The sequence below is a fragment of the Citrobacter sp. NCU1 genome, from assembly GCF_010231475.1.
Lineage (GTDB): Bacteria > Pseudomonadota > Gammaproteobacteria > Enterobacterales > Enterobacteriaceae > Citrobacter_D.
Genome location: NZ_NRDO01000006.1, coordinates 199,462 through 212,992, shown reverse-complemented (window position 1 = coordinate 212,992; position 13,531 = coordinate 199,462). Strand labels below are relative to the sequence as shown.

14 protein-coding genes are annotated in these 13,531 nt (G+C 55.9%); 10 read left to right on the top strand and 4 right to left on the bottom strand.

Translation table 11 applies throughout. The features are described 5' to 3' along the window. Positions 1 to 34: 34 nt before the first annotated feature. Both glnE and CJP72_RS03325 read right to left on the bottom strand, forming a co-directional pair. The gene (glnE, locus tag CJP72_RS03330; protein ID WP_162379471.1) at positions 35 to 2,875 is read right to left on the bottom strand and encodes a bifunctional [glutamate--ammonia ligase]-adenylyl-L-tyrosine phosphorylase/[glutamate--ammonia-ligase] adenylyltransferase; all 2,841 of its coding nucleotides are present in this window, start codon (positions 2,873 to 2,875) and stop codon (positions 35 to 37) included. A gap of 21 nt (positions 2,876 to 2,896) precedes the next feature. Then, positions 2,897 to 4,198, bottom strand: a complete 1,302-nt coding sequence (locus tag CJP72_RS03325; RefSeq protein WP_162379470.1) for a CYTH domain-containing protein — start codon at positions 4,196 to 4,198, stop codon at positions 2,897 to 2,899. A gap of 241 nt (positions 4,199 to 4,439) precedes the next feature. On the opposite strand from CJP72_RS03325, the gene CJP72_RS03320 reads away from it, so the two are divergent. Together CJP72_RS03320 and CJP72_RS03315 are read left to right on the top strand one after the other, a co-directional pair. Continuing rightward, positions 4,440 to 5,060, top strand: coding sequence for a TIGR04211 family SH3 domain-containing protein (locus CJP72_RS03320; protein WP_162379469.1), 621 nt, complete (start codon positions 4,440 to 4,442; stop codon positions 5,058 to 5,060). A 63-nt stretch (positions 5,061 to 5,123) separates the two neighbouring features. Further along, positions 5,124 to 6,362 carry a multifunctional CCA addition/repair protein gene (locus CJP72_RS03315; protein ID WP_162379468.1) on the top strand — a complete coding sequence of 413 codons (1,239 nt, stop codon included), beginning with the start codon at positions 5,124 to 5,126 and terminating at the stop codon, positions 6,360 to 6,362. Positions 6,363 to 6,404: 42 nt separating this feature from the next. Here CJP72_RS03315 and bacA read toward each other — a convergent pair whose 3' ends face one another. Beyond that, positions 6,405 to 7,223 (bottom strand): undecaprenyl-diphosphate phosphatase, encoded by an 819-nt coding sequence (gene bacA, locus CJP72_RS03310; RefSeq protein WP_162379467.1) that lies wholly within the window; start codon positions 7,221 to 7,223, stop codon positions 6,405 to 6,407. A gap of 91 nt (positions 7,224 to 7,314) precedes the next feature. Beyond that, positions 7,315 to 7,683 carry a bifunctional dihydroneopterin aldolase/7,8-dihydroneopterin epimerase gene (gene folB / locus CJP72_RS03305; RefSeq protein WP_162379466.1) on the bottom strand — a complete coding sequence of 123 codons (369 nt, stop codon included), beginning with the start codon at positions 7,681 to 7,683 and terminating at the stop codon, positions 7,315 to 7,317. A 106-nt stretch (positions 7,684 to 7,789) separates the two neighbouring features. On the opposite strand from folB, the gene plsY reads away from it, so the two are divergent. From plsY to ureG, 8 genes are all read left to right on the top strand, one after another. Further along, positions 7,790 to 8,407 carry a glycerol-3-phosphate 1-O-acyltransferase PlsY gene (gene plsY, locus CJP72_RS03300; RefSeq protein WP_162379465.1) on the top strand — a complete coding sequence of 206 codons (618 nt, stop codon included), beginning with the start codon at positions 7,790 to 7,792 and terminating at the stop codon, positions 8,405 to 8,407. Positions 8,408 to 8,578: 171 nt separating this feature from the next. After that, entirely contained in the window at positions 8,579 to 9,403 is an 825-nt protein-coding gene (locus CJP72_RS03295) for an urease accessory protein UreD (protein ID WP_193568576.1), read from the top strand. Between the two features lie 10 nt (positions 9,404 to 9,413). Next, positions 9,414 to 9,716, top strand: a complete 303-nt coding sequence (locus tag CJP72_RS03290; protein ID WP_162379464.1) for an urease subunit gamma — start codon at positions 9,414 to 9,416, stop codon at positions 9,714 to 9,716. 9 nt (positions 9,717 to 9,725) lie between these two features. Further along, positions 9,726 to 10,046, top strand: a complete 321-nt coding sequence (locus CJP72_RS03285) for an urease subunit beta (protein WP_162379463.1) — start codon at positions 9,726 to 9,728, stop codon at positions 10,044 to 10,046. After that, complete coding sequence (gene ureC, locus CJP72_RS03280) at positions 10,039 to 11,742, top strand: urease subunit alpha (RefSeq protein WP_162379462.1); 1,704 nt, start codon at positions 10,039 to 10,041, stop codon at positions 11,740 to 11,742. Before CJP72_RS03285 ends, ureC begins: the two co-directional genes overlap by 8 nt. Before the next feature lie 9 nt (positions 11,743 to 11,751). Next, the gene (ureE, locus tag CJP72_RS03275) at positions 11,752 to 12,210 is read left to right on the top strand and encodes an urease accessory protein UreE (protein ID WP_162379461.1); all 459 of its coding nucleotides are present in this window, start codon (positions 11,752 to 11,754) and stop codon (positions 12,208 to 12,210) included. Beyond that, positions 12,210 to 12,881, top strand: coding sequence for an urease accessory protein UreF (locus CJP72_RS03270; protein ID WP_162379460.1), 672 nt, complete (start codon positions 12,210 to 12,212; stop codon positions 12,879 to 12,881). The genes ureE and CJP72_RS03270 overlap by 1 nt, the downstream gene beginning before the upstream one ends. Positions 12,882 to 12,890: 9 nt before the next feature. Then, complete coding sequence (gene ureG / locus CJP72_RS03265; protein ID WP_162379459.1) at positions 12,891 to 13,508, top strand: urease accessory protein UreG; 618 nt, start codon at positions 12,891 to 12,893, stop codon at positions 13,506 to 13,508. Positions 13,509 to 13,531 lie beyond the last annotated feature (23 nt).

The following is a 13,531-nucleotide window of genomic DNA, read 5'->3' as shown; positions in this document are numbered from 1 at the left end:
GAGATTCAAAATTTGCGCGCGATAATAGCACACTTCACTCGGCAACCAGCCACTTCTGCCAGCTGGCCCGTACCCGTTCACGCTCTTTGCTAAACGACGCCTGCGCCACGTGTCCCGGTAACTCCTGCAACGCCAGGTGATGAAGTTCATCACGCAACGTGGTGTAGGCGAGCGTCAACGCCTGCGCTTCCTGTTCTTCCATAATGTCGTTTTGCGCCAACAGTTCCAGAATACGCACATTATCCGACCAACGCGTCAGCTTCGGTTTTTCATGCGCGTAGCGCAGCACCAGATATTGCGTAATAAACTCAATGTCAGTGATCCCGCCCTCGTCAGCTTTGATATCAAAGCGATCGCGATGCTTATTCCCCAAATGCGCACGCATCTTTTCACGCATTTCACGCACCTCGGTTTGCAGCGTTTTGCCGTCGCGAACGAGGGTCATGATTGTACGCCGCACGGCGTCAAATTGCGCAGTCAGTTGCGGGTCACCATAGACCACACGCGCTCGCACCAGTGCCTGATGTTCCCACGTCCAGGCTTCGTTTTTCTGATAATCGGCGAAGGCTTCGGCTGAGGTCACTAACATTCCAGCCGCGCCGGACGGGCGTAATCGCGCATCCACCTCATACAAAATACCCGAGGAAGTACGGGTGCTGAACAGGTGCATAATCCGCTGCGATAAGCGCAGATAGAACTGCCTGCCGTCAATTTCACGCTCGCCATCGGTCATCACGTCCATCGGGCAGTCGTGAAGGAAAATCAAATCCAGGTCGGAGCTGTAACCCAGTTCCCAGCCGCCCAGCTTACCGTAACCGACCACGGCAAACCCTCGCCCCTGGCGCTCGCCAAGATGCGTCGGCTGACCGTAACGCGCCACCATTTGCGTCCATGCCTGTTGCACGACAGCGTCGATGATGGCTTCCGCCAGCCAGGTCAAATGGTCGCTGACTTTCATCACCGGTAACGTGCCTGCAATATCCGCCGCCGCGATACGCAGCAGTTGAGTTTGCTTAAACTGTCGCAACGCTTCCAGTTGCTGTTCTTCGTCATCTTCCGGCACACGCAACAAATACTGACGCAACTCATCGCGGTAAGCGTCTGTCGCGGTCGGCTGATACAGCGTGTTCGGGTCGAGCAATTCGTCGAGCAGCAGTGGGTAGCGCGCCAGTTGGCTGGCGACCATCGGAGAGGCGGCACACAGCGAGATCAGATGTTTTAGCGCCCCCGGAAATTCACTCAGCAATTCGAGGTACGTCGTGCGGGTCACGATGCTCACCAGCAACGGCGTAATACGCGACAGCGGCACGGAGGCATCTTCACGGGAACAGACGTCACTGAGCAGATGCGGCATCAGATGATCGAGGACCTGACGGCCGCGCGGGCCAATGGTACGTTTATCCAGCTCTTTGCGAAAATCAGCAATTAGCGCCAGCACGCGCCCCCGCCCCTCATCGGTGAGATGGGCCAGGACTGGCGTGGAGTCATCTTCCTGTAGCGCATCCTGCCACAGTTCGCGCCACTGTTCCGACAATGACTCTTCCTGCGTCTCGGTTTCGTCATCACCAATCAATTCATTAAACACCCGGCGCACATTTGCCATATGGCCGTCCAGCTCGTCAGTAAGCTGCGACCAGTCATCCGCATCCATTCCCCACGCCAGACGCGCCCGATTCAGCTCATCCCCTGGCAGTGTCTGCGTCTGCTCATCATTGATGCTTTGCAGCAGGTTTTCCAGGCGGCGCAGAAAGAGATAAGCGATGCGCAACTGTTCCGCGTCGTTCTCAGATAGCAGATGCAGCGCGGCTATCGCATTCAATGTGGGTAAAAGTGAGCGTGACTGTAGTGAAGGTTCGCGGCCCCCGCGAATGAGCTGGAACACCTGGACAATAAATTCGATTTCGCGAATGCCACCCGCGCCGAGTTTAATATTGTCTTTCAACCCCCGGCGGCGAACTTCACGGGCAATCATGCCTTTCATGTTTCGCAGTGACTGGATCACGCTGAAGTCGATGTAGCGGCGGAAGACGAAAGGCCGCAGCATGGCACGCAATTCGTCAACATAAACGCCATCGGTATCGCCCATGATCCGCGCTTTAACCATCGCATAGCGTTCCCAGTCGCGCCCCTGCTCCTGGTAATAATCTTCCAGCGCGGCAAAACTCAACACCAGCGGGCCGCTGTCGCCAAACGGGCGCAAACGCATGTCCACACGGTAAACGAAACCATCCTGCGTAGGTTGATCCAGCACCTTGATGAGTCGTTGCCCCATCCGTGTGAAGAACTGCGCGTTATCCAGCTCACGTCGTCCACCTTGCGTGGAACCGTGCTCCGGCCAGGCAAAGATCAGGTCGATATCGGAGGAGAAATTCAGCTCGCCGCCACCCAGTTTCCCCATCCCTAAAATCAGCAGCGGCTGCGGGACGCCACTCTGGCTGCACGGTGTTCCCCACTCACGGCAACAGGCGGCGTACAGCCAGTCCCGCGCGGCGATGATCAACGTTTCAGCCAGATGGCTTAATTGCTGCAAAATACTCTCTTCTTCCACAAGCCGCAGCGCCTGCGCCCAGGCGATGCGTACCATAATGCGACGGCGAAACACCCGAAGTTCCCGCATCAACGCCGCTTCGTCAGCGACTTGTGCCAGTGCCTCCTGCAACCAGGTCGCATAATGTTGCCACTCGTCGGCCTGCGGCGACGCGCTTTCCAGCTCAGCGAGCCACTCAGGATGCGCAATAACGCTGTCCCGAACAAAATCGCTGAAGGTAAGTACTGACTTCGCCTGAACACCCGGCGTTGCCTCTAAGATTGCTGCTGGCAGGTGCTCAACAACGGTCTGCCAGTACTGCTGTAAGGGTGAAGAGAGCGGCTTCATAAAAGAAGTATCCTTGCCAGATTATCGTTTTCCGCTGTGTAGCCAGAACGGTTCCTGAGAAATCGCTTCGTTGCGGAAATGTTCAATTTCAACATATTGGCGGATCGCAATCGCATAGCGCAATCCCTGCCAGTTCGCCAGCCAGCCCTGCACCACATGGGTGTCGTAATAACCGGCCAGTAATAAGATGCAATCAATGTTACGGTTCAGGCGCGGAAGCTGATCGTTATACTGATCACCTAAAGGCTGGCCGAAAACCGATTTCAGATCAGCGGCATGCCGTGAGAGGTGTGTATCCGCAAAACGTTTAAACGAATCTGAAATTTTGTCCTGCGCTTTGGCATCAAGAAACGGCTGCCAGGCTTTGGTTACCAGCCATTCCGTCAACGCCAGTTTGGCCGTTGCCGTTTGTGTACTGTAAACCGCCGTCACCGCTGAAACCGCTGAGGTGATCGTCGCTTCTGACTGGGTGAACAAATCACGTAAGTGAGCGCTTGCTTTGCGAGGAACAATCCCGCCGAACAGCATGATTGCGTGGCGAACCAGTCCCATCGCCGCCAGGACATCGGCTTTGGCCTTTTTCTCACCGCGAACCCATAACTCTTCATGGTATTGCCACTGTGACAATGCTAACTCCAGCGCGGCCTCAAGCCCCTGCTCAACGCTGGCTTTCGCCGGCACTTTCAGAACTTCTGTCGCTTTGATTTCACGCGGAGGGTTTCCCTGCGCCAGATGGTAACCACGGGCCGCTTTGCTCAGGCTGCCCTGCCGTAATCCGGACTGGGAAACCAGTTGGTTTGCCAGTTTCAGCACACTGTGCATATCGCCTTTTAACAGCTCAAGCTCCAGTTCACAGATCGGCTCAGCAAACTCTCCCGCCTTCACATCACCCAGATCGAGTGCGATTTCAATTTGGCTACCTTCAACCTCAACCACCCATTTTTCACGATAAAAATCAGTGCGAAACAGCGGTTGTACTTGTGAGGCGAGATCGGCCGGCAGTTCGCCGTTAGGCCAGATTTCCGGGGGAAGTTTGGCGAGATCCAGCGTCGGTTCGGTCAGCGGTACATTATATTCCGGACGCTGATGCAGTCCCCCTGTCACCCGACCGGCGATTTTCAGGGTCATTTCATAATGACCGTTCTCGCCCCGAATACGCAGCCCCATATCGTGACTACGCAGCCAATTATCTGCTGTTTCGTAGTAAATATTCAGCAATTGACTGGGGGCATGATGCTCCCCGCCTAACGTGTGCAGATGGTCACGCAGTGCGTCTACCGCTTCGCGATTGACGATAAACTTTAATTCGATTTCCTGAGCCATGGCCTTGTACTTATGGGTTATGTCACATATGGGAAGAATGACGGCGAACTTAATGCGTTCTTGTTTGTCAGTACATAGTATTTTGCGCCAAATAGCCATACAACGAGCAATTTGACGGGCGTAAAAGTTTGAAACAGTGGCATAGATGACACAGAAGATTCCGATAGATGTCGAATGTTTTGCGTAGAGACACTGATGCCACTACTATCGTTCCACTTTCCATGACAATAACGACAGCCTGATGCCAAAATTACGCCTGATTGGATTAACTTTACTTGCACTTAGCGCCACTGCCGTCTCCCATGCCGAAGAAAAGCGCTATGTTTCTGATGAACTGAACACCTGGGTCCGTAGCGGTCCGGGGGACAACTATCGCCTCCTGGGTACGATAAACGCCGGTGAGGAAGTGACTCTGTTACAAACCGACGCCAATACTAATTACGCTCAGGTAAAAGACAGTACCGGTCGTACTGCCTGGATCCCGATGAAAGAGTTGAACAGTACCCCCAGCCTGCGTATTCGCGTACCGGATCTGGAAAATCAGGTCAAAACGCTGACCGATAAGCTCAACAATATTGATACGACCTGGAATCAGCGCACGGCTGACATGCAACAAAAAGTGTCGCAGAGCGACAGCGTGATTAACGGGTTAAAAGCAGAGAACCAGAAGCTGAAAAATGAGCTGATCGTCGCGCAGAAGAAAGTCGATGCCGCCAGCGTTCAGCTTGATGACAAACAGCGCACCATTATCATGCAGTGGTTTATGTATGGCGGTGGTGTGCTGGGGCTCGGTCTGCTGCTCGGCCTCGTCCTGCCGCACATGATCCCAAGCCGTAAACGCAAAGACCGCTGGATGAACTAAATCGCCTTCTCCTCCGCACTGACATATCATTGAGAGATGATGTTTTTCAGGAGAGGAAGTGGCGTGAAGATTTATCTGGTCGGTGGTGCTGTTCGGGACGCGTTGTTAGGGCTACCGGTTAAAGATAAAGATTGGGTGGTGGTTGGCGCCACGCCTCAGGAGATGCTTAACGCGGGCTACCAGCAGGTAGGCCGCGATTTTCCCGTCTTTCTTCACCCGCAAACACGTGAAGAATATGCGCTGGCGCGCACCGAGCGTAAATCGGGTTCAGGTTATACCGGCTTTACCTGTTATGCCGCCGCCGACGTGACGCTGGAAGACGATTTGCAACGTCGTGACCTGACGATCAACGCCCTTGCGCGTGACGACGACGGCCAGATCATCGACCCGTATCACGGGTGTCGCGATCTGGACAACCGCTTGTTACGCCATGTCTCTCCCGCTTTCAGCGAAGATCCGCTGCGCGTCCTGCGCGTGGCGCGTTTTGCCGCCCGCTATGCCCACCTCAGCTTCCGTATTGCTGATGAAACTATGACGCTGATGCGTGAGATGACGACCGCCGGTGAACTAGAACACCTCACGCCGGAAAGGGTGTGGAAAGAAACCGAAAATGCCCTGACCACCCGCAATCCGCAGGTCTTCTTCCAGGTTCTCCGCGACTGTGGTGCGTTGCGCGTACTGTTCCCCGAAATTGACGCCCTGTTTGGTGTCCCCGCCCCGGTAAAGTGGCACCCAGAAATCGATACCGGGATCCACACGCTGATGACGCTGTCGATGGCCGCCATGCTCAGTCCGCAAGTCGATGTGCGCTTCGCCACGCTGTGTCACGACCTGGGCAAAGGATTAACGCCAAAAGAGTTCTGGCCGAGTCATCATGGTCATGGCCCGGCGGGCGTTAAACTGGTGGAGCAGTTATGCCAGCGTTTACGCGTCCCCAATGACATTCGCGATTTGGCCAAACTGGTGGCGGAGTTCCACGATCTCATTCACACCTTCCCCATTTTGCAGCCAAAAACGATCGTTAAACTGTTCGATTCGATTGATGCGTGGCGAAAACCGCAACGGGTGGAACAAATTGCACTAACCAGCGAAGCGGATGTTCGCGGGCGTACGGGCTTTGAAGCGTCGGACTATCCGCAAGGCCGCTGGTTACGAGAAGCCTGGCAGGTGGCGCAGGCCGTACCGACCAAAGAGGTGGTTGAAGCAGGATTCAAAGGCCAGGCGATTCGTGAAGAGCTGACCCGACGCCGGATTGAAGCCGTGACGGAGTGGAAAGCATTGCGCTGTCCTAAGCCAGAATAATGGCCGGAGAGTCGCGTAAACGGCTTCTCCGGCAATCTGAAATCAGAAGAACACCACGTAAACGGCCGCTGCAACGATAAAACGGTAAATCGCAAACGGAATGAACGAGATGCGTTTGATCAGTTGCAGGAAGGTCTTGATCGCCACCAGCGCAACGACAAAAGCGGTGACAAAGCCGACGGCAAACATCGGGATGTCGGCAACCGTCAGAAACGACCAGCTTTTATAGAGATCCAGCGCAGTGGCCCCCATCATCATCGGCACGGCCAGCAAGAAGGAGAATTCAGAGGCAGCATAACGGCTCACGCCCATCAGCATACCGCCGGAAATCGTGGCCCCTGAGCGAGAAAAGCCAGGCCACAGCGCCAGGCACTGGAAACAGCCGATCATAAATGCCTGACGATAAGTCATGTCGTCGAGACCCGGTGCGCGCGGCTCTTTCGGCTTCAGACATTCCGCCGCAATCAGCAACAAACCACCGACCACCAGCGCATACATCACGTTAACCGGGTTAAATAGCGATTTAATGGTGTCGTGGAATACCAGTCCCAGCACCACGGCAGGGATCATCCCCAACAGAATATGCCCCAGCGTCAGACGCCCTTTTCCGGTGCCTTCATGCGGTCGCTGGCCAAAATGAATGCCGATCAGTCCGAATAAACGTCGCCAGAACACCACAACGACAGCGAGGATAGATCCCAGTTGAATCACCACTTCAAACGTCTTCGCGGTATCGCCTTCAAACCCCAAAAGATGACCAACGATAATCATGTGCCCGGTACTGGATACGGGCAAAAACTCCGTTAATCCTTCGACCACACCCAAAATTGCCGCTACCAGCAGCGAGTGCATATCGCTCATCAATAAACCCCTAAATGTAAAAAATTATGCAGCAAAAAATGGATCCTGCGTTAAGACCCATTTATACCCAGTTGGTTTAAAAATTATAAAGTTAATTATTTTCTTTCAGATTATTGCCACGCTCAATGATGACGCCCACATTTGCCGCGCGCGCCACAGCGCCAGGTTTACTGAGTTTGATGCGTACCCACGGAGAATTAAAGCGTGCCAGCAGCAGTTCGGCAACCTCTTCCGCCACCCGCTCAACCAGTGCAAAACGAGCGCCTTCCACGTGATTGACAACCGTTTCGGCAATGTCTGCATAGCTTAGACAATCCGCCACATCATCGCTTTTGGCTGATTTTCGGTTGTCCCACGCCATTTCGATATCGAACACCAGTTTCTGTTCAATGGTCTGTTCCCAGTCATAAACACCGATTGTGGTGATGACCGAAAGTTGCTCTATAAATACAATATCCATCACGACCTGCTCGCTTTTTGGCTAACCCGGATACCACTTCCGGCGAATTATGCGTATTATCCACAGAAGTAACGTTTAACACGACATTTTCAAAACGGAACAGCTTATGAGTGCAATCGCGCCTGGAATGATCCTCTTCGCGTACCTCTGCGGCTCAATTTCCAGCGCCATTCTGGTCTGCCGCATCGCTGGACTGCCCGACCCGCGTGAGAGCGGTTCCGGTAATCCGGGCGCGACCAATGTGTTACGAATCGGTGGCAAGGGAGCGGCCGTAGCGGTATTGGTTTTCGACGTCCTGAAGGGCATGTTACCCGTCTGGGGCGCATACGCGTTAGGCGTCAGCCCTCTCTGGTTGGGGTTGATTGCGATCGCAGCCTGTCTGGGGCATATCTGGCCGGTCTTCTTTGGCTTTAAAGGTGGCAAAGGTGTCGCTACCGCCTTTGGCGCGATAGCGCCGATTGGTTGGGACTTAACGGGTGTCATGGCGGGCACCTGGTTGCTCACCGTGTTGTTGAGTGGCTATTCGTCGCTTGGCGCTATTGTCAGCGCCCTGATCGCGCCGTTCTATGTCTGGTGGTTTAAACCGCAGTTCACCCTTCCGGTCTCCTTACTGTCGTGCCTGATCTTGCTGCGTCACCATGACAACATCCAGCGGCTGTGGCGTCGCCAGGAAACGAAGATCTGGACAAAACTGAAGAAGAAAAGCGAAAAAGATCCCGAGTGATCTGATTCTCTGCCCGTCGTCAGCGCAGGCTGGTAACCTTCATCGGACCTGCCTGGCCGCTGGCACCATACCCGTCCCTCTTTCCATAAGCTTCTCATATGACCGTTTTGCCGGAGCGCTGAGGCATACTTTTTGCCATGCACACACCCTCATGCAGATAAGGGAAACGCTCTGGACACGGTTGCGCAAGAGACTCTCACTCGGGGCTGGCAGGCCAAACTGGATCTGCGGTTTACCCGTGCCGCGCACAAGACAGTGCTTCTTTCGGCTCGCCATCTGGGCCCGCTGACGGTGCAACGTCCGTTTTATCCGGAAGATGACGTCTGCCACCTTTATTTGCTCCACCCTCCAGGCGGGGTTGTCGGCGGTGACGAGTTACACCTCTCCGTCGCTCTCGAAACGAACAGCCATGTCTTAATCACCATGCCTGGCGCGGGAAAATTTTATCGCAGTTGCGGTCCCCAGGCCCGCTTGCGCCAGGATTTTAGACTGGCTCCCAACGCCACGCTGGAGTGGCTACCGCAGGATACGATCCTCTTCCCCGGCGCAAATGCCACTATTCATTCGGTGTTTCATCTTACGTCAGAGAGCCGCCTGCTGGCCTGGGATCTACTTTGTCTCGGGCGGCCAGTCATGCAGGAAAGATTCAGCCACGGTGAACTGCATAACCGACTTGAAGTGTGGTGTGACGGTGTTCCGCTGCTGATTGAACGACTGCATCTGGGTCATGGCGAGTTGTCAGTCATCGCGAATCACCCGTGGTGCGGCACCCTGCTGTGCTACCCGGCAACGGAAACTATGTTGGACGGCACGCGCGAACGACTGACGCCTCTCGGCGATTATGCGGGAGCGACGCTGGTCGACTCGCTGCTGACAGTCCGTTTTCTCGCCGATGACAACCTGGTCGTACAGCGCGTGATGCGTGACATCTGGCACTTTCTGCGCCCGCTGTTGACGGAAAAACCCCCCCACCCACCCCGTATCTGGCAAACCTAAGAGACTCACTATGGAACTGACCCCGAGAGAGAAAGACAAGCTGTTGCTCTTTACCGCCGCACTGGTGGCGGAGCGTCGCCTGGCCCGTGGCCTTCAACTGAATTACCCGGAATCGGTGGCATTGATTAGCGCATTCATTATGGAAGGCGCGCGTGATGGAAAAAGCGTGGCCTCACTGATGGATGAGGGTCGCCATATCCTGACGCGCGATCAGGTGATGGAGGGCGTGCCGGAAATGATCCCGGATATTCAGGTTGAAGCCACCTTTCCGGACGGCTCAAAGCTGGTCACCGTCCACAATCCGATCGTGTAAGGAGCAACGATGATTCCTGGCGAATACAAGATCTCCGCAGGGAAGATAGCGATCAACGAAGGACGGGAAACCTGCACCGTCGTGGTGGAAAATCATGGCGATCGCCCGATCCAGATCGGATCGCACTACCACTTTTACGAGGTGAATCCGGCGCTGCGCTTTACCCGCGAGGCTGCGCGCGGTTTTCGCCTGAATATTCCCGCAGGCACCGCGGTGCGATTTGAGCCGGGGCAAAAGCGGGAGGTCGAACTGGTGCGCGTGGCCGGCGCGCAACGTATTTTTGGCTTTCGCGGTGAAGTCATGGGGCCACTGGAGGTGGGCGATGAGTGAGATTTCCCGACAGGCATATGCCGATATGTTCGGCCCAACAACCGGCGATAAAGTGCGTCTGGCTGATACCGAATTGTGGATCGAAGTGGAAAACGATCTCACCACCTATGGTGAAGAAGTAAAGTTCGGCGGTGGCAAAGTGATCCGCGACGGTATGGGGCAGGGCCAGATGACCGCTGACGCATGTGTGGATCTGGTGATCACTAATGCGCTGATCGTCGATCACTGGGGGATCGTTAAAGCCGATATCGGCATTAAAGACGGCAGGATCTTCGCCATTGGCAAAGCCGGTAACCCGGATATTCAACCTGATGTCACGATCCCTGTCGGCGTCGGAACTGAGGCGATCGCCGGTGAAGGCAAGATCGTCACCGCCGGCGGGGTGGATACGCACATCCACTGGATCTGCCCCCAGCAAGCGGAAGAGGCGCTGGTGTCTGGCGTGACGACAATGATCGGCGGCGGCACCGGCCCCGCAGCGGGCACCAATGCCACCACCTGTACGCCAGGTCCGTGGTATATCGCCCGAATGCTACAGGCGGCAGATACGCTACCGGTGAATATCGGTTTGCTCGGCAAAGGCAATGGATCGCATCCCGACACGCTTCGCGAGCAGATCGCCGCTGGAGCTATCGGCCTTAAGATCCATGAAGATTGGGGCGCTACGCCCGCAGCGATCAACTGCGCACTGACCGTGGCCGAAGAGATGGACATTCAGGTGGCGCTGCACAGCGACACGCTGAACGAGTCCGGTTTTGTCGAAGATACGCTGGCCGCGATTGGCGATCGCACGATTCATACTTTTCACACTGAAGGGGCGGGCGGCGGTCATGCGCCGGATATCATCACCGCCTGCGCGCACGCCCATATTCTCCCCTCCTCCACCAATCCGACGTTGCCGTATACCGTCAACACCATCGACGAGCATCTCGACATGCTGATGGTCTGCCACCATCTCGACCCGGATATCGCCGAGGATGTGGCATTTGCTGAATCGCGCATTCGTCGGGAGACCATCGCCGCCGAAGATGTACTGCATGATATCGGCGCGTTTTCTCTGACCTCGTCCGATTCTCAGGCGATGGGGCGCGTCGGCGAAGTGATCTTGCGCACCTGGCAGGTGGCGCACCGAATGAAGGTGCAACGCGGCCCCCTTGCTGAAGAATCGGGAGACAACGATAACCTGCGCGTTAAACGCTATATCGCCAAGTACACCATTAACCCGGCGCTGACCCACGGCATCGCGCATGAAGTGGGTTCTATCGAACCCGGCAAGCTGGCGGATTTGGTGCTCTGGTCGCCGGCCTTTTTCGGCGTTAAGCCCGCAGCGATCGTGAAAGGCGGGATGATTGTCTGCGCGCCGATGGGCGACATCAACGCCTCGATTCCGACACCGCAGCCCGTGCATTACCGCATGATGTTTGGGGCGCTCGGCGCCGCACGTCATCACACCCGCCTGACATTCCTTTCGCAGGCCGCCGCAGAAAATGGCGTGGCGCAACGGCTCAATTTGCGCAGCGCAACCGCCGTAGTGAAGGGCTGTCGGACAGTGAAAAAAGCCGACATGATCCACAACAACCTGCAACCTAACATCACCGTTGATGCCCAGACCTACGAGGTACGCATTGACGGTGAACTTATTACCAGCGAACCGGCTGACGTACTGCCGATGGCACAACGCTATTTTTTATTTTGAGGAGACGAGATGCTGTTTCTGACGCAACGTATTGAAACACCTGCTGCGGTGACTGCCACGCTGACGCTACCCATTGATATGCGTGTGAAAAGCCGGGCGAAAGTACAGCTAAACGACGGGCGAGAAGCGGGATTATGCTTGCCGCGTGGCCTGCTACTGCGCGGCGGCGATCGCCTGAGCACGGATGACGGCACCGACGTCGTGGAGATCATCGCCGCAAACGAAGCCGTTTCGGTGGTGCGCTGCCTCGATCCGTTCCTGCTCGCCAAAGCCTGTTACCACCTCGGTAATCGCCATGTCCCGTTGCAGATCCTGCCGGACGAGTTGCGTTATCACCACGATCACGTGCTGGACGATATGCTGCGCCAGTTCCAACTGGAGGTCACCTTCGCCCATCTGCCGTTTGAACCCGAGGCAGGCGCGTATGCCAGCGGCACCCACAGCCATCACTCGGGCCATGCGCACTGATGCGTGAAACTCAACAGCTCCGCCTGATGCAGCTCGCCAGCAGCAGTTTACCGGTGGGCTCATTTACCTGGTCCCAGGGACTGGAGTGGGCCGTGGAAACCGGCTGGGTAACAAACGTGGACGAATTTACCCGCTGGCAGACGCAGCAAATGGAGCACAATTTTTTTACTGTCGATCTACCGCTGTTCGCCCGGATATTCCGTGCCTGCGAACAGGACGATATCGCCGCCGCCCGCCGCTGGACGGCGTATCTGCTGGCCTGTCGGGAAACCCGGGAACTGCGTGCAGAAGAGCGCAGCAGAGGTGCTGCGTTCACAAAACTGGTGGTGGACTGGATTCCAGACTGCCCGCCACCGTGGCGCGCGCTCATGGCTGACAGCCAACTTTGCGGTATGGCCTGGCTCGGCGTGCAGTGGCGGATTCCGCTCCCGGATCAGGCGTTAAGTCTCGGATACAGCTGGATAGAGAGCGCCGTGATGGCCGGGGTTAAACTGGTGCCGTTTGGTCAACAGGCGGCGCAGCGTTTGATTCTTGCGCTTTGCGAACACTTCGCGCAGGGCATGGCCCAGGCGTTGTTGTGCCCTGATGAAAATCTGGGTTCAACAACACCGCTGGCCGCTATCGCGTCTGCCCGTCACGAAACCCAATATTGCCGTTTATTTCGCTCCTGAGGAGAGACAATGACTGAATATAAACATCCCCTGCGTGTGGGCGTGGGCGGCCCGGTCGGTTCCGGTAAAACTGCCCTGCTGGAAGCGCTATGCAAAGCCATGCGCGAGACGTATCAGTTGGCCGTGGTGACGAACGACATTTATACCAAAGAGGATCAGCGCATCCTCACCGAAGCGGGCGCGCTGGCGCCGGAGAGGATTGTCGGGGTCGAAACCGGCGGCTGTCCGCATACCGCTATCCGTGAAGACGCTTCGATGAACCTCGCGGCGGTAGAAGCGTTAAGCGAAAAATTCGGCAATCTGGATTTGATTTTTGTCGAGAGCGGCGGCGACAACCTGAGCGCCACCTTCAGCCCGGAATTAGCGGATCTGACGATCTACGTGATTGATGTTGCCGAAGGTGAAAAGATCCCGCGCAAAGGCGGTCCGGGGATCACTAAATCCGATTTTCTGGTGATCAACAAAACCGATCTGGCCCCTTACGTGGGCGCGTCGCTGGAGGTCATGGAGCGAGACACCAACCGCATGCGCGGCGAGCGTCCGTGGACGTTTACCAACCTGAAAGCAGGTGACGGTTTAGCGACGATTATTGAATTTTTAGAAGAAAAAGGGATGCTGCGCGTGTAATTGCCCCGTGGAGACGCTGGTCG